This is a genomic window from Dyella sp. C9, assembly GCF_003332825.1.
GTDB lineage: Bacteria > Pseudomonadota > Gammaproteobacteria > Xanthomonadales > Rhodanobacteraceae > Dyella.
Window position 1 is genome coordinate 76,134 of sequence record NZ_QIRF01000003.1, and the last position, 20,470, is coordinate 96,603.

The window sequence follows — 20,470 nt, forward strand, 5'->3', positions numbered from 1 at the left end:
CGCTTCTTCCGCCACGAGGCGTCGGGTGCCGGCATGCGCTGGCGTGACATGGCAGTGGCGTGACGCCAGGCCTGCCTGAGATGAACAACGCCTCCAGCGATTATTCCTACGTTGCCGACAACTGGTCCGCGGTGCGTGCGCGCGTCGATGACGCCTGCCGCGCCGCCGGGCGCGAACCCTCCGACGTGTCGATCCTGCCGGTCAGCAAGACCTTTGGCGCGGATGCGGTGCGGGCGGCCATGGCCTTGGGCCTGCGGCGCTTTGGCGAGAACAAGGTGCAGGAAATCCGCAGCAAGGCCGCGGCGTTGGCAGGCGAGGACATTGCGTGGGTGGTGATCGGCCACCTGCAGACCAACAAGGCCAAGGACGTGGCGCGGCTGGCCAGCGAAGTGCAATCGCTCGACCGCATCGAACTGGCCGACGCGCTGCACCGGCGCCTGCAGATCGAGGGGCGGGCGATCGACGTACTCATCGAGGTGAAGACCTCACCGGAGGAGAGCAAGCAGGGGCTTGCGCCGGAGCAGTTGCTGCCCTTCCTGGCTGCACTGCGGAGCTACGACACGCTGCGGGTGAAGGGGCTGATGACCATGGCCGTGCAGTCGGAAGACCCCGCGGCGGTGCGTGCCTGCTTCCGCCAGTTGCGCGAACTGCGCGACCTCGCATGCGTGCAAGGCCATGATCTGAAGCGGCTTTCCATGGGTATGAGCGGGGATTTCCCACTGGCCATTGCCGAGGGGGCAACCGAGATACGGGTGGGTACGGCGATCTTCGGTCAGCGGCTCAGAACCGCCTGAAACATACGGTACCGAATTGAATAATTAGTTTACTAATTGATCAAAAAGTAACCACATTAGGTATATTTATATTTCTAAATCAATGATTTATGCGCAATGCATAGGTCATGCCAAATTTTGAAACGATGGAGTTTAGTTAACCCCAATCGAACATACGACCGGGAACCCTTTGATAAGTTCACGTCACCGTCACGGCCAGCGGACACCCCGCTGGCATAACTCACGAACTGCAAAGGGATTTGTCCCACATGCCAACGAAGCGATTCATCGCCGCTGCTGCGCTTGCTGGTGCACTGCTCTTCTCCCTTCCGCTCTTTGCTGAACCGCTGACTGGCCAGACCACTCCGTCGGCCGCTCCCGCTTCCAGCCTCACCCCCAATCTGATGGGTTCGCTTTCGGTGTTCGCACCGGCCGCGGCGCTGGCGCAGTCGGCCATCCCGGCCAAGCTCACCGTTCCCTCCGCTGCCAATGGCGCCGGCTGGGGCGACGATGACGACGTCGATGGCGACGGCATGCCGAATGCCGGCGTGGCCAACGGTGCCGTGGCTTCGCTGGCAGCCGATACCTCCGACCTGCGCAAGACCCTGATCGGCCTGGCCATGCAGCTGCGCGACATCCGCTATGTGCGCGGTGGCCGCGATCCTTCCACCGGTTTCGATTGCAGCGGCTTCGTCCGCTACGTGTTCGCCCATGCCGTGGGCCTGGACCTGCCGACCAATTCCGCCTCGCAGTTCCTCGCTGGCCTGAAGGTGAGCCGCGATGACATGAAGCCGGGCGACCTGGTGTTCTTCCGTACCGCCGGCAAGCGTGGCCAGGGCCGCATCTCGCACGTGGGCATCTACATTGCCAACGGCCAGTTCATCCATTCGCCCTCGCGCGGCAAGACCGTGCGCGTGGACAGCCTGGACGAGTCGTACTGGGCACAGCGTTTCGCCGGCGCCAAGCGCCCGGGTGCGCTGGCCCGCAGCTGATTGCAGGCGTCTTCGTCAGTCAAGGGCCGCCCTCAAGGGCGGCCTTTTTTGTGGCTGGCCTAGGCGGCGCCGAGTTGCTGCAGTTCGTCCGATTCGACGATGCGCAGCCCTTCACCCGGGAGGCTCGCCAGGCGCCACATGGCCCGTGCCACGGTAGCCGCCTCGATGCCACGCCAACGCCCCGGCAGCACGCGCGAGAAGGGCGCGGCCAGCACCTCGCCCATGCGCGGCTTGTGGCGGGCGCCGAGCAACAGCGAAGGACGAATGATGCTCAGCCGGGGCCAACCCTGCTTCTGGAGGGCGACCTCGAGTTCACCCTTGGTGCGATTGTAGAACAGGCGTGAGGCGGGATCGGCGCCCAGCGCACTGATCACCAGATAATGCGTGGCGCCCAGTGCCTGCGCGTGCCGGCCAAGCGACAGGGGCAGGTCGTAATCCACGATGCGGAAGGCCTCGCGGGAACCCGCCTGTCGAATGGTGGTGCCGAGGCAGCAGAACACGGTATCCACCGGACCGTGCAGTTGTGCGGCGAGATGGCTGACCATGCCCACCGGATTTTCCAGCTTGGGATGGCGCGGCAGCGCATGGCGCGTCGGTGCCAGCACGTGGCTGACGCCGGGATCGTCCAGCAAAAGGCCAAGCAGCGCCCCTCCGGTCAGTCCGGTGGCGCCGGCGATCAGGACGTGGCCTGGCGATGTGCCCATGCGGCCATTCTACGGCGTGGCGGGCGCGCCGCCAGGGAGGGCTTGCCTGGGAGGCCTGTGGCCCCATCTCTGAACACCTGTTGTCAGGAGTCCAAGAATGTCGCTTGCCCCCTTGCTCGCCATGCCTGGCGTCAGCGCCCCGGAATCCGCCACGCGCGGCTTTGTCTTCAACCACACCATGATCCGGGTCAAGGATCTGGCCCGCTCGCTGGACTTCTACACGCGGGTGCTCGGCTTTACGCCGGTGCACCGCCAGGACTTCGCCGAGGCGGCGTTCACCATCGTCTACCTGGTGCTTGCGGCCGATCCGTCGGTGATCCCCGATGACGATGGCGAGCGGCTGCAGTGGGTGCTGGCCCAGCCGGGCGTGCTGGAGCTGACGCACAACCACGGTACCGAGCAGGACGAGGCGTTCCAGTACCACCACGGCAATGCCGAGCCACGCGGCTTCGGTCATCTATGCGTCTCGGTGCCGGACGTGCAGCAGGCCTGCGAGCGTTTCGAGGCATTGGGCGTGCCGTTCCAGAAGCGCCTGAGCGACGGCCGCATGAAGCACATCGCCTTCATTCGCGACCCGGATGGCTATTGGATCGAGATCCTGCAGCCGGCGCCGTTCATCGCCTGAATGCCGGGAGCGGGGCGGTCTTGCCGGCCGCCCTGCACGTCACAAGCCCTGCATGCTCTCGGGGCGCCGGTAGTCGGCTCCCGGCTTCCACTGCGGATAGCTGTCTTCCATCGACAGGCGGCTGCCGACCATGAACAGCGCACGGATATCCTCCACCGTGCCGCTCAGGTCCCAATGCGGGTCGAACACGTCGCTGGCCGGCGTCGTGTCGCCCGCGCTGGGCGCGGCATCCGGCTGGGTGGCCGCCGACCGTGCATACAGCACCGGCACGCCGGCGCGGGCAAAGCTGAGCTGGTCGGAACGGAAGAAGAAGCCCTTCTCGGGCATCAGGTCCGGCATCACCGCGCGTCGCTGCGCGCGCGCGGCATCGGCGAGGTAGTCGTCGAGCTGGGATTGGCCAAAGCCGATCACCGACAGTGTGCTGGCGGGGCCATCCACCGGCAGCATGTCCAGGTTGATGTCCGCCACGGTCCTCGCCAGCGGGACCAGCGGATGGGCCACATAGTAGCGCGAGCCGATCAGTCCTGATTCGTCGAGGGTGGTGGCAATGAACAGCACCGTGCGGTGCGGCTTGGGCGCGCGGTGCGCGAAGGCTTCGGCGATCTCCAGCAGCCCGGCGACGCCGGTCGCATTGTCCACCGAACCGTGTTGTGCATCGCTGGGCGCGGCGAGATGGTCCCAGTGCGCCGAGTAGACGATCGCCTCGTCGGCATGTCCTTTGCCGTCCAGGCGCGCCACCACGTTGTGCGATTCGCCATGGGCAATGCGGCTGTCGAAGGCCACGCTCAGCGTGGCGTCGAGCGGCACGGCGGTGAAGCCGCGCTGGGCGGCTCTCTGTTTCAGTGCGTCAAAATCAACGCCGGCATTGGCGAACAGCTGGCGCGCGGCCTCGGTGGTCAGCCAGCCGGCCACGGGCAGCCGTGGCGTGCCTTCCTCGCCCTTGGGCAGGTCCATGCGGGTGCCGCTCCAATTGCGCTCCACCACGCGCCACGGATACCCCGCCGCGTCGGTGTCGTGCACGATGAAGGCTGCGGCGGCACCGGCGCGGGCGGCCTGTTCGAACTTGTAGTTCCAGCGCCCGAAATAGGTGTACTCCCGGCCACGGAACAACTTGGGATCCTGGGTGCCCCAGCCCGGGTCGTTGACCAGGATGATCAAGGTCTTTCCCCGGACGTCGGTGCCGGCGTAGTCGTCCCAGTGCTCGCCAGGCGCGTCGATGCCGTAGCCCACGAACACCAGCGACGAGGCGTTCAGCGCAGCGTGCGCTTGCTCATCGAGCGTGCCCACTACCATGTCCTTGCCGAAGGCGAACGCCGAGGTCCCGTGTTTGCCGTCCACGCTCAGCTGCACCTGGCTCGGGTGCAGCACGGTGGCCGCGACGTAGGGCACGGCCTGCAGCCACTCGCCCTGGTTGCCGGGTTGCAGGCCGATGCGCTTGAACTGCTCGATCAGGTAGTCGGTGGTGCGTCGCTCCGCCTCTCCGCCGGGCGTGCGGCCGAGCAGTGCGCTGGAGGAGAGCACCTTCATGTGCTGGGCCACGTCGTCGGCCACGATGCCGGGGGAGAACGCGTGGTAGCCGAACAACGCACCGGTGTCTGCGTCGCGATCGTTGCCGCCATTTGTCTGGTGATGCTGGCAGGCGCATAGCGCCAGGGTCAGCAGAGCCAGGAACCACCGGTGACGCATGTTCATTCCAACGGAAAGCAGGGCTGCCAATGTACAGCTTCCAACGCACGGGGAAACATGCCGGGCGACACTGGGCCCGGCATGTTGTGTGGCGCAAGAAACTGCTTGTTCGTCAGAACTTGTAGTCGACGCCCAACGTCACGAAGCGGCCGCGGGGGTCGGCCTGGCTGATGTCGAAGTAAGGCGTCGACGGGTCCCACGGCGGGCGGCGGTTCTGCAGGTTCTGCACGGCAAGCGTGATGGTGGTATGCGCAAGTCCGGTGTAAGCGATGGAGAGGTCGTAGGTGCTCCAGTTCTTCACCCATTCCGGATACGCGGGCGTGAACAGGTTGGCGGGATTCTGCTTGTAGCCGCCCACGTAATACCAGGTGAGCGTGCTGGAGAAATCGCCCTGGGTCCAGTTGAGTCCGGTGACCGCGCGCCATTTCGGCAGCGAGCCGAAGATGTTGGTGCCTGCACCGTTGACGGGCGCATCGCCCGCCACCAGTGGCTGGCTGTACTTGAGCAGCCGGGTGATCGAGCTGTTCAGTGCGAACTCGCCGTAGCCCTGCGTGTGCAGCGCCTGGTGGAAGTCGATGTCGACGCCGTCGGTAGTGAGGCTCTGCTGGTTCTTGTACTGGTTGTAGATGGTGACGATGCGTCCCTGTGCATCGCGTTGCACGCGCGGATCCTTACGGTCCACCAGTGCCGTGTCGTTGTCCGGTCCGATGATGCCGTCCTGCACGATGTGGTAGTAGTCCATGCCGACGCTGGTGTCGGCGGTGGGTGAAACCACGAAGCCCGCGTTGTAGTTGGTCGAGCGCTCGGGCCTCAGGTTTGGGTTGGCCGTAAAGACGTCCGTGTAGCCGCGGCGCTGGCCCGGCGTGATCGGGTCGTAGGGATCGATCACCGTGCTATAGCTGATGGCGGTGCTGTTGGTGATCTCCGGCAGCGAAGGGGCACGGAACCCGCGCGAGAACGACCCGCGCAGCAGCAGCCAGTCCAGTGGCTGGTAGCGCAGGCTGAACTTGGGTGCGAACGCATTGCCGAAGTCGCTGTAGTGGTCGAGGCGGCCCGCGACATTGGCTTCCAGCGTACTGAGCAACGGAACGTTGAACTCCGCATATGCCGCGTTGACGTCGCGCGAGCCCTGGATGATGTCGATGGCCGGTCGCAGCTCGGTGCCGGACAGCACGGCTTGCGAGGTACGCGAATCCATCGCTTCGTGGCGGAACTGGTAGCCGGTGGCGAAGCCAACGCTGCCCGCCGGCAGGTCGAACAGCTGCGTGCTAGCCGTGGCATCCACCGTGGTCAGGCGCGACACCGCCGGCCGGATGGTGGACAGGCGCAGGGCATCGGTCGCGTCCGCCGGATTGTCATTGCTGGCCAGGTCATAGGCTCCGCTGGCCAGCAGCGACTGGAACGCGTATCGGTTGCCGAAGTTGGTGACGTATTCCTTGAGGCTACTCTCGGAATGCTGCGCGGATACGTCCCAGTCCCAGGCGCCGGTGTGCCCTTTCACGCCGGCGAGGAAGCGGGTGAAGATGGTGCGGTCGCGCTTGTTGCGCTGGCCGACATCCCACAGGTTGGTGTTAACCGGAGTCGGCACGTCGTAGGGATTGGCGGGATTGCCCACCGGCAGCGTGGTGTCGATGTTCACCAGGTGCTGCTGGGTGTTGTCCCAGGCGCGCAGGCCGCTGCCGATGGCCAGCGGTGCGCTGAACACGAACGCCGCGTGGCTGCGGCTGTACATGGCCTCGCCGTAGCCGGTGATGTCGTCGGTGAGCTTCAGCGTGCCGCGCAGCACGGCGTGATAGCGCTCCACGCCGGGCATCACCGAGTCGTACTGGGCCGGGTTGTAGGCCCAGACCTCGCCGGTCTTGCCCGGGGTGATGGCGCCGTAGGGGACCTTCTGCACCGGCCCCACCGCATTGGCGAAGCCTTGCGTGGGATCGTTGTTGTAATAGTTGGTCGGCACCCAGTTGAGCTGGCCGCCGGGCTTGTCACGGAAGTCGTTGCTGCGCAACCAGCTCACGTCGCTGGCGGTGAGCTGGTTGCTGCGCGTGCCGTCGAGTGCGAAGAACACGTTGTAGCCGTCCTTCTTCAGGTCGCCATGGCCCAGCAGCAGGTGGAAATTGTTCTGCGTCTGCCCGGTGCCTTCGGTGCTGCCGCCGAAGCTCGCGCCCGCCTCGGCTCCCTGGTAGTTCTGGCGCAGGATGATGTTGACCACGCCGGCGATGGCATCGGAACCGTAGACGGCGGAGGCGCCGTCCTTCAGCACTTCGATGCGTTCTACGGCGGCGAGCGGCAGGGAGTTGAGGTCGACGAAGGTGTCCTGCAGCTCGTAGGCGGTGGCGTAGTTGGCCACGCGCTTGCCGTCGACCAGGATCAGCGTGTTCTTTTGGCCTAGGCCTCGCAGCGACATGCCGGCGGTGCCGGCGGAGAAGCTGCCGGTGAGCTGCTCGTTGACGCTGTTGCCGGTGTTGGCCGAGATCGAGCGGAGGAAGTCGGGGAGGGTGGTCTTGCCGCTGACCCGGATCTGGTCGGCGGTAATCACCTGCACCGGGCTAGGGCCTTCCACATCGGTGGTCTTGATGTTGGAGCCGGTCACGGTGACGGCTTCCAACTGGGTGGGCTTCTGGTTGCCGTTTTCCTCGGCGTGAAGCGACGGTAGAGCCAGCGCGGCGGCGATGGCGAGCGGGAGCAGGCTTGGCTTGGACATGAAGCGACAAAATCCTTTTGCGCGCACGCGCCCCGGCTACGGGCCAGGTGCGGGTGAGCAGGGTGGGGACAGCGGGGGAGCTGCCGGGTATTACGCCGTGGGGACGGCGTCAGGAGCGGAGCGTGGGGTCGCTCAGGGTTGCAACGTCAGGCGTGGCAACACATTCGGTGCAGGCGACAGCATGCCGCGTGCTGCGGCGTGGTACTGGAACGAGCCTGGAAAACGAGGCGTGACATGGCGACATCCGTGATGGGGCTGGGCCCCTTGCGTGGCGGCCGGAGCGGCCGCGTCAGGGTTTCTGCGACGAGTGGGCGATCAACAGCCGCAACACATCGCCGTGCGGCGGTGTGCGGTGTCGATGGCGCTGCAGAAACGCTGGGTATTCACGGTGCGAAGAGTCCTTGCTGCCTGGATGGTTTCGCCGTTTGGCGGTATGGACGTCCATTTGTCCATCAAGTTCTCGCGATGTCAACCGATTTCTCGCTCGTGCGTGGGTCGCCCGCCCGGCCGGCACCCGCGATGGCCCCAGGAGCGGCCAATCTGCTGCGTTGCGTCATTCCTGGGTAGGCATGTGGCGAATTGTCGCAGCTTCGTGTCCTTCGAGCCGGCGCAAGTTAAGCGCAAGCGTGGCGGTACCGGCCCCGGCCGGTTACGCTTGGACGGTTCGCCCCCCGGAAATGCTCCGAAATGCCGTTCGACCTACCTGCAGTCACGCGCAACCTGCTGATCGCCAATGTGGTGGTGTTCCTGCTGCAGCAGTTCATGGGGGACACCCTGCTGATGTACTTCGCGCTATGGCCCTGGGGTCCCGACCAGGTGGCCCAGACCGCGGCGGGGAGCCTCGTCTCGATCGGATTCCGGCCATGGCAGGTGGTGACCTACGCGTTCATGCACGGGAGCACGCTGCACCTGTTCTCCAACATGCTCGCCCTGTTCATGTTCGGCGGCCAGATCGAGCGCATCTTCGGGCCGCGCAATTTCACCCTGTACTACTTCGTGTGCCTGGTGATGGCGGCACTGGCGCAGCTGGTGGTGGTGAAGTGGTTCACCGGCGGTTTCTACCCGACGCTGGGCGCCTCGGGCGCGGTGTTCGGCATCCTGCTGGCCTTCGGCATGCTGTTCCCGCACGAGAAGATGATGCTGATCTTCCTGCCCATCCCGATTTCCGCCTGGCTGTTCGTGACGCTCTACGGCCTGGCCGAGCTTTACATGGGCGTGACCGGCACCCAGTCGGGCATCGCTCATTTCGCGCATCTGGGCGGCATGCTCGGTGGCTTCATCCTCATCCAGTACTGGCGCGGCAAGTTGCCGATCAAGCCACAGCGCCAGCTGTGGCGCTGAGTACCCGTTTCATCCCCTCGGCAGTCCCATGACGCAACATCTCCAGCGCAGGCTCACGCCGCGCCATATCACCTTCATGGCGCTGGGCATGGCCATCGGTGCCGGCCTGTTCCTCGGCTCGGCCGATGCGATCAAGCTGGCCGGCCCCTCGGTGCTGTTCGCCTACCTGTTTGGCGGCGTGATGATCTTCGTCATCATGCGCGCGCTGGGCGAGATGACCGTGCGCGACCCGGTGGCCGGGTCGTTCAGCGTGTACGCGCAGCGCTACCTGGGGCCGTTCGCCGGCTATGTCACTGGCTGGAATTACTGGCTGCTGATGGTGGGCGTGGGCATGGCCGAGGCTACCGCGGTGGGCGCGTACATGCACGAGTGGTTTCCCGACTGGCCACGCTGGATCTGGGTGCTGGGCAGCGTGCTGATGATCGGCGGGCTGAACCTGCTCACCGTGAAGATCTACGGCGAGATGGAATTCTGGTTCACGCTGGTGAAGGTGGTGACCGTGCTGGCGATGATCGCCGGCGGCCTGGCCATCATCTTCCTGGGCTGGGGCAACGGCGGGCAGCCGACCGGGCTCTCCAACCTGTGGTCGCATGGTGGCTGGTTCCCGCATGGCCTGATGGGCATGGTGCTGGCCTTGCCGGTGGTGGTGTTCTCGTTCGGCGGCGTGGAAACGGTGGGTATCGCGGCAGGCGAGGCGGCGCAGCCGGAACGCACCATTCCGCGCGCGGTGAACTCGGTGTTGTGGCGCATCCTGATCTTCTACGTGGGCGCGCTGTTCGTGATCATGGCGATCTACCCGTGGACCGGGCTCGGCGAGCACGGCAGTCCGTTCGTCACCACCTTTGCCCGGCTGGGCATTCCGCAGGCCGCGGGCGTGATCAATTTCGTGGTGATCACCGCGGCACTCTCGGGGTTCAACAGCACCACCTTCAGCGGCAGCCGCATGCTCTACAGCCTGGCCGGCAAGGGCCAGGCGCCCGCCGGGCTGGCACAGGTGAACCGGCACGGCGTGCCTATGCGCGCGATCCTGCTCACGCTGTCGGTGCTGCTGCTGGCGGTGCTGCTCAACTACCTGCTACCGGCCAAGGTGTTCGGCATCATGATGTCGATCCTGTCGTTCAACACCGTCTGGACCTGGAGCATGGTGTTGCTGGCGCACTACAGCTTCCGCCGCCGGCTGCGCCAGCGGGGCGAGGCGCCGACGGGTTTTCGCCTGCGCTGGTGGCCGCTCAGCGGCGTGGTCTGCCTGGCCTTCCTGGGTTTCGTGGTGGTGATGCTGGGTGTGAGCCCGGATACGCGCGTGGCGCTTTACGTGGGCGCGGCGTGGATGGCCCTGCTCAGCATCGCCTACAAGCTGTTTGGCGTGCATCGGCGCATCGTGGCGCTGGCCGAGCCGGCTTGATCCGCGAAACTGTAGGAGCGCACCCTGTGCGCTCCTACAGTAGGGCCTTGCTTAGCGCAGCGCGAGGAAGTCCGGGCTGACCACGAAGCGCACGGCGTCCAGGCGCAGGCGCGATTCCGGCAGTGCCTTGAGCACGGCGGTGCGCTCATCGGCAACGGCGGCGATTTCCTTCTCGCTGATGGCCGGGTTCACCGCGCGCAAGGCCAGCAGGCGCGAGAGTTCGGCGTCCAGCGCCTCGGTAGCCTGCGCTAGTGCATCGGTGATGCTGGCCTGGGCGCGTTCGCCGGCGACGGCTTCGGCCTTCTCCAGCATCGGCGGCACCAGCTTGCCGAGGAATTTGCGGTAACGCGCGACTTCGATGTTGCGGTCGGCCGCTTTGCGCAACGCGATGTCGCTGGGGCGGAAATCCGCGCGTTCAGCCAGTCGCGTGTCGATGGTGACCACGATCGGCTGCGTCGGCAGGAAGCGCTCGGCGTCGAGCTGGCGGTCGGCCACGCACTCAAGCAGGAACACCGCCTGCAGCAGGGCGCTGCGCGGCGGCAGGGCGTCATCGACCAGGAAGGCCGCATTGCCCTGTTCGCCGGACAGGGCCAGGTCAAGCGCGCCGAGCACGATCGGGTGGTCCAGGCGCAGCAGCGGGAGGTCTTCGCGGGCCAGGGCCACTTCGCGTGCGAAGGTGGCGGCTACTGGGCCCTCGGAGAAACCGGGCAGGGCATCGGTGGACAGGTACTGTGGATCGAGCAGCAACACCTTGCCGCCCAGTTCCTCGGCGTGGATGCCGAAGCGCTCCAGCATGCCCTGGATGAAGGCGTCGCGGCCGGGGTCGTTGTCTTCGCGGGTAAAGGCCTGCTGCAGCTCGTCGGCGTGCAGGTCGCGGCTGGCGGCCAGTTCCAGCAGGTGGTCGCGGCCGTCGCGGATCAGTGCGGCCATGTCCTCGTGCGCGCCGCGCGTTTCCGCCAGCAGCACGTCCAGCTCCTGGTCGCGGTTGTCATCGCCGCGCGCGTGTTCGCCGGCCAGGCGGGCGAGCGATTCGCCGAAGCGGCGCAGCAGTTCGCGCCCGTCGGCGGGGCTGGAGCGGAATGCGTCCACGCCCTCGTCGTACCAGCGGGCCAGCACGTGCTGCGCGCTGTCGGCCACGGCGAGGATGTGGATGCTGATGTCGTGCTTCTGGCCAATGCGGTCGAGGCGGCCGATGCGCTGTTCGAGCAGGTCCGGATCGAGCGGCAGGTCCCACAGCAGCAGGCGGTGAGCGAACTGGAAGTTGCGGCCTTCGGAGCCGATCTCCGAGCACAGCAGCAGGCGGGCGCCATCGGGCTGGGCGAAGTAGGCGGCGTTGCGGTCACGCTGCACGATGCCCAGGCCTTCGTGGAAGCGGGCGATGCCGACACCGCTGCGCGTGCGGAGCGCCTCTTCCAGCGCCAATACCTTGGCCTGGCTGCGGCAGATCAGCAGGAACTTGTCCTGTGGGTGCTCCTCGAGCAGCTTGACCAGCGCATCGAGGCGCGGGTCGTTGGCGTAGTCGACCTCGATGGCCGGCGGCGGTTGCTGGATGTCCGCGTGGAATTCAGCCAGCAGCGCCTGGCGGCCGTCATCGCTGAGCGCGTCGGCGTCCAGCACGTGCCACACCGGCACGCGCGTGGGAAAGCCGCCGATGCTGGCGCGGCGATTGCGGAACATGGCGCGGCCGGTGCCGTGGCGGTCGATCAGCGCGGCGAGGATCTCGCGCACGTGGTCAGGCTTGGTGGTATCCGCCAGGCGCTCCTGGAGCGCGCCGTCGCCGGCAAAGGCCTCGCGCAGGGCGACCCGCTGCGCGTCGTCCAGCGCGCCGCCGCCAAGCAGCTGGTCGGCGATGCGCGAGAGGTTGTAGAAGGCGTCGGCCTCGGACAGATAGGTGTCCAGGTCGTGGTAGCGCTGCGGATCGAGCAGGCGCAGGCGGGCGAAATGGCCGCTGCGGCCCAACTGCTCGGGCGTGGCGGTGAGCAGGATCACGCCAGGCGTGGCTTCGGCCAACTGCTCGACCAGGGTGTAGCGGGGGCTGGCGGCCTCCGGCGTCCAGGCCAGGTGATGCGCCTCGTCCACCACCAGCAGGTCCCAGCGGGCGTCCAGCAGTTGCTGGGCACGCTTGGGTGACTGCTCGAGGAAGCCGAAGTCGGCGATCACCAGCTGTTCGTCCTCGAACGGGTTACGCCCGTCGCCGGACTGCTCCAGCGCCTCGCAGCGCTCCTCGTCGTAGATGGCGAAGCTGAGGTTGAAGCGGCGCAGCAGCTCCACGAACCACTGGTAGACCAGCGTGTCGGGCAACAGCACCAGCACGCGCTCGGCGCGGCCGGTGGCGAGCTGGCGGGCGATGATCATGCCCGCCTCGATGGTCTTGCCCAGGCCCACCTCGTCGGCCAGCAGCACGCGGGGCGGCCGGCGCGAGGACGCGATGCCGGCCACGCGCAGCTGGTGCGGTACCAGGCCGATGCGCGAGGCACCCAGGCCCCAGGCCGGCGAGCGGCGTGCATCGGCGCGGCGACGCAGGCCTTCCACGCGCAATTCGAACTGTGCCACCGGGTCGGTGCGGCCACCCACGAGGCGGTCATCGGCCTGGCTCACGCTTTGCTCGTCGTCCAGCTGGCCTTCTTCCAGCTCGCGGCCCTCGCCGCGGTAAACCAGCAGGTCGTCGCGCACCTCGACCCGCTCCACCAGAAAGGCGATGCCCTTGCCGGCCACGCGCTGGCCGGGGCGGAACTCCGCCCTGACCAGCGGCGCGGAGTCGATCGCGTAGGGGCGCAGCACCCCCGCCTTGGCGAACAGCACCTGCACGCCGCGTCCCTCGACGCGAAGTACGGTGCCGAGGCCGAGCTCAGGCTCGGCGGTGGAAATCCATCGTTGACCGGGTACGAACATGCGGAGGGGGCTTGCAACTGATACAGAGATCGCAATTATCCGCTGACCAGCCGGTATTGACCATGCCCGAATGAAAATGGGCCCGCGGAAGACCGCAGGCCCATGCATGGCTTGCCCCTCGCCGGCGCGGCGGTCACTTCACGAAGGCATCACCAGCAGTTGGTTTCGGTGTTGCCAGTGTTGGCCTGTACACCGAGGTCGGTAAGCGTGTAGCTGCCGCAAGTGTCGTTGGCCTGGACGCCCTGCGGGGTCGCGGTGATCAGAAAGCTGGCATTCGCGCCGCTCACCTGGGAGTTCGGGTTTGGCAGGGTGATGGTGACGTTGTAGAAGTCTTCGCCGTTGCCCGGGGCCTGGATCGCTCCGCCGACCAGGTTGGCGTAGCCGAGGTTGTCCAGCGTGGTGTAGACGTTGTTGGTGGAGTAGTACGCCTCCTCGCGCCGTGCCACGTCCAGCACCGTGGTTTTGGCTGCCGTGCGGCGCGAGCGCGCGACATAGCCCTGGTAGATCGGCAGGGCGATGGCGGTAAGGATGGCCATGATGGCGACCACGATCATCGCCTCGATCAGCGTGAAGCCGCGGCCTCCGTCTCGCTGAACGGGGCGCTGCCTGCGGAGCCGCTCTGTCATGGGCTGGCGGGCCGTGGCAGGGCAAAGGGGCGGTTGGGACATGGCGATCGGCTCCTTCATCAATGGATCTGCAGCCAGGTGAGTCGCTTGGAGTGGTAGGCACCCGGCGGCATGATCTGGTTCACCGTGCCCGCGCCGCTCACGGTCTGGCTGACCAGGTAATAGTTGGTATTGGCCATAACCACTGACGGGCTGCCGGTCGCATTGAGCGCGATGCCGCTTATGGTGGCGCCGTTGTAAGTGGGGAAGTTGCCATTGGCGTCTGCAAAGAAGGACTGCTCGAACGCTCCGCCGGTGGATGGATCGAGCGCCATGGTCCAGCCCTGCGCGGCCTGCACCGAGCACGACAGCGGCGAGTTGTTGGCTGGCACCGCGGTATTGACGATGAATGCGCCGTTGGCCTCGATCGGGCTGTAGATGGTCTGCTCGGTCTGGTTGTCGCCACCGACGCCGCTGACGCCGTTGTAGCCCGGCAGGTTCATGTACCAGCCGAGCTGGGTGCCGGCAGCCGTGGTCGTGGTGCCGCTGGAGTTCACCGTGGAACAGGTCTGGCCGATGTAGCAGACGGCATTGTTGCTGACTGTGCGATAGCCCTGGCCGGTGCCCGATTGGCTGGCGTTGACGGTGCCCGTCACTGTCTGCTGCTCCAGTTGGGTCACGCTGATGGTTGTCGTCGGTGCGGACGACGTCCCTACCAGCCCAGCGTACTGTGCATTGGCCGTGCCGCTCTGGCCCATGTACCAATCCCATACGCCGTAGAGCGACTGCTGTCCCGGGGCGTAGGCAATGGGCGCGGTGGGCGTCTGCGGCGTCACCGCTCCCGTGCCGAACTCCACCATTACGCGTGGTTGGCCACTGACCGTCGGCGAAATTGCGAGCACGGTGACCTGGGTGGTGATGGGTTGCCCGGTGATCACCGTGGTGGTGTTGCCGGTCGTGGTGGAACTGTTGGGCGTGGCCGGTTGGGCCGCCAGTGCCACGGTGTACTGGGTGACGGTAGTGGTGGCCGTGCCCGTGGTTGGCGTGGTCGTGACGGTCTGGGTAGTCGGCGTGGTGAACAGCGGCGTGGGCGAGCTGTGGCCGTAGGTCGAGGCAGCCCAGTTGGTCGGCACGTTGCTGGTCAGGTCGAAGCGCCACACGTTGCCATAGGCATCGCCCGCATAGACGTAGTCGGTGATGTGGTCGCCGTCGAGGTCCACCGGTGTCACGAAGGCGATGCCATCGGGGTTGGCCGCCGTGCCGCCCACGCCGGTGTCGAGGAAGTACACCTTGTCCAGCGCACCCGCATTGGTGATTGTCATCACGTAGATGCCGGCGTGACCCGTGCTGCTGTTGAGGCCATTGCCGAAGATGATGCCCCATTCGCCGTTATGCAGGCGCCGGATCTGGGGCGTTCCATAGGTCTGGCCAAGGTTGCTTCCGCAGGTGCTGTTGTTGACGCAGCTCAGCGTGCTTGCGTTCCATTCGCCGATGACCAGCGATGCCGCATTGGACGCGCTGAACTGGGTGGGGTCGGTGACGTCGATGGCGAAGATCGCATTGCCGCCCGCCCCGAGGCCGCTTACCAGCCAGGTATGCCAGTTGCCGCTGTAGAACAGGTCGCCGGTGCCCGGCGTGGCATCGGTGAAGTAGTTGTGCGCGTACTTGGTCGACGAATAGTCCAGCGCCGGCGTGCCACTGTTGTGGATGGTCTGAAGCACGGCCTGTGGCATGTAGGCCAGCACTTCCCAGCCGTCGTTGTCGGTGCTGACGTAGTTGCCGCTGGCGTCATAGGAGCCGCTGCGGAAGCCATGCAGGAATCCGTCGTTGGCACCGTCGTACACCACGTTGAGGCGCGTGGCGGCATTGGTCATGAACTGCGGATAGGTGGTGCCTGAGTTCTCGTTGGGGATGGCGCTGGGGTACAGCAGGTCACCCCATACGGCCGGATACGGCGCGTTCGGGGGGCCGACCCAGGTAGGGCTGGAGTCGATGATGTCGCCCAGCACGCTGTTGCGGTCGCGGAACACCTGCGATCCACTGGGACCCGTAGTGGGGACTTCGTTAGTGCGGTCGCCGGTCAGGTAGGACAGGCGCGTGGATCCCAGCGTATCACCCGCGTTCAACCAGCCCTGCTGGGTGGAGCTCAGGTTGTTCCAGGCCAGCGCGATGCCGGTATTGCTCTGCGCGCCACCGGTGGTGGTGTCCTGCCAGCTGAGCAGCACGCGTTGGCTGGGCGTCTGCGCATTGCCGCTGGTGGCTCCGGTCGACGTGCATGCGCCGCCGGTCAGCACGCAGGACGCATCCCAGTTGACGGTGGAGCTGAGCGATACCGTGCCGCCCGAGCCAAGCACCAGATCCTGCGAGGTGAGTTGGCCCCACCAGTTGTTGACGTGGTAGAAGGCGAGGTAGACCTGCGTGCCGGTCTTGACCTCGCCGGACTGCTGCACGTTGAGGCCGGCGGAGCTTGCCGACTGGTCGGCGGGGGTCACCTGGAAGCAGGTGATTTCATGCACATTGCTGCTTCCACCGGTGGAGCCGCCAAAGCCGAACAGGAACGAGCTGGGAATCGGTGCATTCGACGACGTGATGCTCTGGCCGGTCAACACCGGGTTGTAGGTGCCGCCGTTCCAGCTGTACCAGAGGCTCAGCAGGCCGGCCTGGGTGATCTGCAGCTTGTAGGAGATCGGTACCGCCGAGGTGCGTACGGTCGCACTTTCATCGGCGATCGGCGTGGTCGTGGGCAGGTTCACGAACGCGTTCGGAATGGCCGCATAGTCGGGGAAGGTCACCGATTGCGAGCTTGCCGACACGGCCTGCTGGTGCGTGGTTACCGGATAGTACTGGCCGTCGACCAGCGCATAGGTCGTGCCGGTCCCGGTGAAGCCGCTGGTCGTGTTGCCAGCGGCGGGGAAGGTGTAGGTGGTGGTGCTGGTCGTGGTGTCGGTAGTGGGCGTGGCGGTCCCGGTGCACCGGTAGGTCGAATTGCCGCTCTGGATGCTCTGCGTGGTGGTTGCCGTGGTTGTGCTGCTTGAGCTGGCCGTGGTCGGCCCGGAAACGGCCATCTGGTAGAACGGTCCGACGTAACCGGTGGCCGTGCCACCGTTGTTCTGCTGTCCACCGGTGGTCGTCGTCTGCGAGTTGTTGCTCACCGTCGGGTTGGTGCCGCAGTTGGAGACGTTGACGCTGGTGCCGCCGCCATTGCCGCCTCCGTTGCCGCCTCCGTTGCCGCCTCCGTTGCCGTTGCCGTTGTTGCCGCCTCCGTTGCGATTGTTGCTCTGCGTCGCTGACGTCCAGTTGATGCTCACCTGGGTCTGGGTGGTAGTGACAACCTGCGGCGTCTCCAGTGCTTCGCCTGGTTGGTAGGTGTAGTTGGTGGTGACGCTGGCGTTGTACGTGTAGGTGCCGCCATTGGCGCAGGTCGCCTGCACGTCGCTGTCGGAAGCGCTGGCATTCACCGCCTGGAGCGAGGCGAGGTTGATGTTGCCGTAGGCGCGCAGGCCGATGCGTTCAGGCTGGTATTGCGCGCCGTTGCCGCCATTGCTGGTGGTGGCCTGGTCGCCGGTGCCGGTGTTGTCTGCCGAATTGAGGAAGTTGCCGTATTCGTCGATGCCCAGGCCCATGTAGGCGCCTGCCATGCCGCTATGCGGGGTATTGGTGTTGGAGCAGCTGTAACCAAGGCTGCCGCCCCAGGCGCCGTAGCTCGGCACCGCTGCGGTGCTATTGATGGTATTCGGGCCCTGGTTGCCGGTGGTGGCGCCAAGCAGGTAGAAACCGATGCCGTCTGCGCCGTCACCCGCGCCGCCGCCGGAGTTGCCGCCGTAGGTGTAGGTGGTGAAGGTGACCTGGATGCCCGCATTCGACGGATAGGACTGCGTGTCGATGATCAGGCCGTTCTGGCTATAGCTGTTGGTAAGGCGCAAGGCGCCGCTGCCGGCGGAGTCGGCGTTGTCGGTCAGGCCGATGAGGGTCTGGCCGTTATAGTAGCTGCCGGTGGCATCCAGTGCGGCGCATGAGGGAATGTAGCCGCCTGACGTGCCGGTGGTGTTGTTGCCGGCGGTAAGGCAGGCGCCGTTGAACGCTTTCCACGGTAACTGCGCTGTGGTCCCGGTGAAGCTGTCCTGGATGACATTGGACGTCTGCGCCTGCGCGGCCGGCGGCGCAAGCAGGAGCCCGGTCAGTGCGCACCCAGCAACCAGCAGACACCTGCTGATGATCGAACGGATCGCCGCCATTAGAGTCCCCCGAGATTCTTGACGCCGCTGGATGTCTCGAACGTGCTTTGCACGACGGCCACGGCATTGCCGGTGGCGCCATAGCCGAGTGCGGTGATCTGATACAGCTGGCCCTGGTTGTCAGGTGAAATGCCCAGGTATTGGATGTAGATCTGCGGATTGGCGTAATACGTGTTGGCCTGGCCGGCGCCCGGCACGACGTTGAGCGCCGGCTCCATGGTGGTGTAGGGCATGCCGTTGCCCAGCGTCATCGGGCTGGTGAAGGTTGCCGGTATCACGTTCACCGCGTCGGAGCAGATCGTGGGTGTGGTCAGTGGCGTCGTGGTCGCGCAGGTGCCGCCCTGCACGAAGGTGGTGTTTTGCGCCAGCAGATACTCCGCATACTGCAGCGAACTCTGTGCCACCTGGAATGCGCGCGATTTTTCCTTGCTGTTGGCCGCCATGTTCTCCTGCGCGTTGAAGCTGTGATACATGGTGACGCCGAGGAAGGTCAGCACCAGCAGGAACACGATGGCTGCGATCAGCACGTAGCCGCGTGTGGTACGGGATCGATGAAGGATGGGCGATGTCATGGTGGCCTCGCAGGCGACGGCACGTGGATCGTCGACAGGTTCATTGCTCGGTCTGGTTGACCGAGGCGATGCGGTAAATGGGATTGAGGATCGCCGGTTGGCCGTTCTGGCCTGGCAGTCCATACAGCGGGTTGTTGAACCAGAGTTCCACTTCGATCGAGATCACCTTTCCCCAGTAGGAGCCATTGGTGACCTGGTCAGCCGTCATGTATTGCAGCTGGTTGCCATCGCCCAGCTGGTCGATGACGTAATAGACCTGCATGTCACTGACCGGGTTGGTGATGATGGGTTGCCAGGTGTTGCCGCCGTCGGTCGAGCACTGCAGCATCCCGTTGAGGATTTCGTACGTGTTGGTGACGAGCGTGCCGGTTGTCTCGGTCTGGCCCTGGCAGTCGAGCGTGGGATTGTTGCTGTTGGTGCTGCTGCTGTCGGCCACGAATCGTAGCGACAGCGTGTCGCCGGGCGGCGTGGCGGTGTGCGTGCCAGTGACGAACTGCTCGGCGCCAAATCCGCCGCTCTGCACGAACGAGTTGGCGAGCGTGTAGGGCGTGGTGGGCGGGGTAGCGGAGTAATTCAGATAGACCGGGTAGAAACCCGCGGTCTGGATCGTGTTGGCCATGGTGGTCAGGGCCATGCGTTCGCTGTCCTGTAATTGCGCGAGCTGCCCTTGCACTCCGAAGGTCTGGCGCGTCTGCAGCCAGATCTGGAACAGGCCGGCAAGCAGGAAGATACCCAGCGCCAATGCGATCAGCAGGGTGATCAGGCCGACGCCGCCTTGGTGTGTCTTGACGTTGCGCATAGTGGTCAGAACTGGTTCACCAGGGTGTAGGACACGGTGGTAGGTGTCGCGGGCACGGAGCTTTGCGTGCCCTTGCTGATGGCCACCGTGGTCTTGGGCTGCCAGGTGATCTGGATGGTGCACTCGTCGGGCGAGGCGATCTGGCAGGTGATGTTCGCCGTGGCGCCGGGCACCTGGCTTTGCAGCTGAGTGCCCCATTGCTTGAGGTCGTAAGCCGCCAGTTCCTGGGGCTTGCAGGCGGTCTGCGTGCAGTTGGTGCTGATGCCTTCGAGCGTGGCGTCGCTCAGCGTCGAGCTGGCCACGGCAATGGTGGCGGGAAAGCTGCCATTCTTCCAATAGTTGAAATTGGCCTGCATGGCATCGGCGAGGCTACGGGCCTCGATCGATACCACCGATTCCGTCTGCGACGCGTGCGTGTTGACGATGGCCGATGCCTGCATCGCGGCTATCCCCAGCAAGCCCAGGGAGATGATGACCAGGGCGACCAGCACCTCGAGCAGGGTGAAGCCGCGCGGCGGGGATGCGAATGGGCGGTTCATGGGCAACTCCCCGGGGGTTGGAGCGTGGTGGTACCAACGATCGATACGATCACGCAGCGATACCAACCCACGGTGCTGTTGGCGTCATGCACGCTGAGCGCTGCGTATTTGGACGGCGTGGCGAGTGACGGCGCGCCCATGCGGTTGAACGAGAGATAGGTGAGGGTCCCCCCGAAGGCTCCGTTCGCCGTCTCGCTGACGCTGCCGGTGAGGGTGTCGTCCAGTTGCAGTGGGCTGTGCACGTGCAGCAGCGTGTCGCCGGAATCGGCGGCGTAGGTCTGGTTCTGGCCAATGTCGGTGAATACGATCCAGCCGCTCTGCCAACTGGTGCTGCCACTGCAGCTGGGTGTGGTGGCAGTGGGGTTGGACGATGGGCAGATCACCACCGGCACACCCTGCTTGATCGCGGAAGAGCGGCTCAGCTCCAGGTCGCCCTGCAGGTCGTTGATCTCGCCGCCCATGCGGTTCTGCGTGATCAGGCTTTTATAGGCCGGCACGGCATAGGCGAGAATGATGGCGGCGATGACGAGCACCACCAGCATCTCGATGACGCCATAACCTCCGGCCCGCGTGCGACGCATAAGCATCGTTTCCCCTGTCTGGC

General features: G+C 65.6%; 15 protein-coding genes. 5 read left to right on the top strand and 10 right to left on the bottom strand.

Going from position 1 to position 20,470, the window contains the following annotated elements; genetic code table 11:
- The first annotated feature begins 80 nt into the window (after nt 1-80).
- Both DVU99_RS05040 and DVU99_RS05045 read left to right on the top strand, forming a co-directional pair.
- Nucleotides 81-794 (top strand): YggS family pyridoxal phosphate-dependent enzyme, encoded by a 714-nt coding sequence (locus DVU99_RS05040; protein ID WP_114239122.1) that lies wholly within the window; start codon nt 81-83, stop codon nt 792-794.
- Between the two features lie 248 nt (nt 795-1,042).
- Nucleotides 1,043-1,765, top strand: coding sequence for a C40 family peptidase (locus DVU99_RS05045; RefSeq protein WP_114239123.1), 723 nt, complete (start codon nt 1,043-1,045; stop codon nt 1,763-1,765).
- 59 nt (nt 1,766-1,824) lie between these two features.
- Here the strand turns inward: DVU99_RS05045 and DVU99_RS05050 are convergent, their stop codons facing one another.
- Nucleotides 1,825-2,469, bottom strand: coding sequence for an oxidoreductase (locus DVU99_RS05050; RefSeq protein ID WP_114239124.1), 645 nt, complete (start codon nt 2,467-2,469; stop codon nt 1,825-1,827).
- Nucleotides 2,470-2,566: 97 nt separating this feature from the next.
- Here DVU99_RS05050 and gloA point away from each other — a divergent pair, with 97 nt between their 5' ends.
- Nucleotides 2,567-3,094, top strand: coding sequence for a lactoylglutathione lyase (gene gloA / locus DVU99_RS05055; protein WP_114239125.1), 528 nt, complete (start codon nt 2,567-2,569; stop codon nt 3,092-3,094).
- A gap of 39 nt (nt 3,095-3,133) precedes the next feature.
- On the opposite strand, the gene DVU99_RS05060 is transcribed toward gloA, so the two are convergent.
- Both DVU99_RS05060 and DVU99_RS05065 read right to left on the bottom strand, forming a co-directional pair.
- Complete coding sequence (locus DVU99_RS05060) at nt 3,134-4,780, bottom strand: M28 family peptidase (RefSeq protein WP_198670188.1); 1,647 nt, start codon at nt 4,778-4,780, stop codon at nt 3,134-3,136.
- Between the two features lie 112 nt (nt 4,781-4,892).
- Nucleotides 4,893-7,481, bottom strand: a complete 2,589-nt coding sequence (locus DVU99_RS05065) for a TonB-dependent siderophore receptor (RefSeq protein ID WP_114239127.1) — start codon at nt 7,479-7,481, stop codon at nt 4,893-4,895.
- A gap of 687 nt (nt 7,482-8,168) precedes the next feature.
- Here DVU99_RS05065 and DVU99_RS05070 point away from each other — a divergent pair.
- Both DVU99_RS05070 and DVU99_RS05075 read left to right on the top strand, forming a co-directional pair.
- On the top strand, nt 8,169-8,822 hold the full coding sequence (locus DVU99_RS05070) for a rhomboid family intramembrane serine protease (RefSeq protein ID WP_114239128.1): 654 nt from the start codon (nt 8,169-8,171) through the stop codon (nt 8,820-8,822).
- Between the two features lie 28 nt (nt 8,823-8,850).
- On the top strand, nt 8,851-10,224 hold the full coding sequence (locus DVU99_RS05075) for an amino acid permease (RefSeq protein WP_114239129.1): 1,374 nt from the start codon (nt 8,851-8,853) through the stop codon (nt 10,222-10,224).
- Between the two features lie 51 nt (nt 10,225-10,275).
- On the opposite strand, the gene rapA is transcribed toward DVU99_RS05075, so the two are convergent.
- From rapA to DVU99_RS19675, 7 genes are all read right to left on the bottom strand, one after another.
- A complete protein-coding gene (gene rapA, locus DVU99_RS05080; RefSeq protein WP_114239130.1) occupies nt 10,276-13,116 on the bottom strand; it encodes an RNA polymerase-associated protein RapA in 2,841 nt (946 codons plus the stop codon).
- 149 nt (nt 13,117-13,265) lie between these two features.
- Nucleotides 13,266-13,784 carry a type IV pilin protein gene (locus DVU99_RS20055; RefSeq protein ID WP_304529403.1) on the bottom strand — a complete coding sequence of 173 codons (519 nt, stop codon included), beginning with the start codon at nt 13,782-13,784 and terminating at the stop codon, nt 13,266-13,268.
- Nucleotides 13,785-13,801: 17 nt separating this feature from the next.
- Nucleotides 13,802-17,956, bottom strand: a complete 4,155-nt coding sequence (locus DVU99_RS05090) for a PilC/PilY family type IV pilus protein (protein WP_198670189.1) — start codon at nt 17,954-17,956, stop codon at nt 13,802-13,804.
- Nucleotides 17,956-18,528: a PilX N-terminal domain-containing pilus assembly protein gene (locus DVU99_RS05095; protein ID WP_157971351.1), complete on the bottom strand. Its 573-nt coding sequence runs from the start codon at nt 18,526-18,528 to the stop codon at nt 17,956-17,958. Before DVU99_RS05095 ends, DVU99_RS05090 begins: the two co-directional genes overlap by 1 nt.
- A 40-nt stretch (nt 18,529-18,568) precedes the next feature.
- Nucleotides 18,569-19,327, bottom strand: a complete 759-nt coding sequence (locus DVU99_RS05100; RefSeq protein WP_157971352.1) for a PilW family protein — start codon at nt 19,325-19,327, stop codon at nt 18,569-18,571.
- Between the two features lie 5 nt (nt 19,328-19,332).
- The gene (gene pilV / locus DVU99_RS05105) at nt 19,333-19,866 is read right to left on the bottom strand and encodes a type IV pilus modification protein PilV (RefSeq protein WP_114239133.1); all 534 of its coding nucleotides are present in this window, start codon (nt 19,864-19,866) and stop codon (nt 19,333-19,335) included.
- A complete protein-coding gene (locus DVU99_RS19675; protein ID WP_157971353.1) occupies nt 19,863-20,453 on the bottom strand; it encodes a GspH/FimT family pseudopilin in 591 nt (196 codons plus the stop codon). Before DVU99_RS19675 ends, pilV begins: the two co-directional genes overlap by 4 nt.
- Nucleotides 20,454-20,470 lie beyond the last annotated feature (17 nt).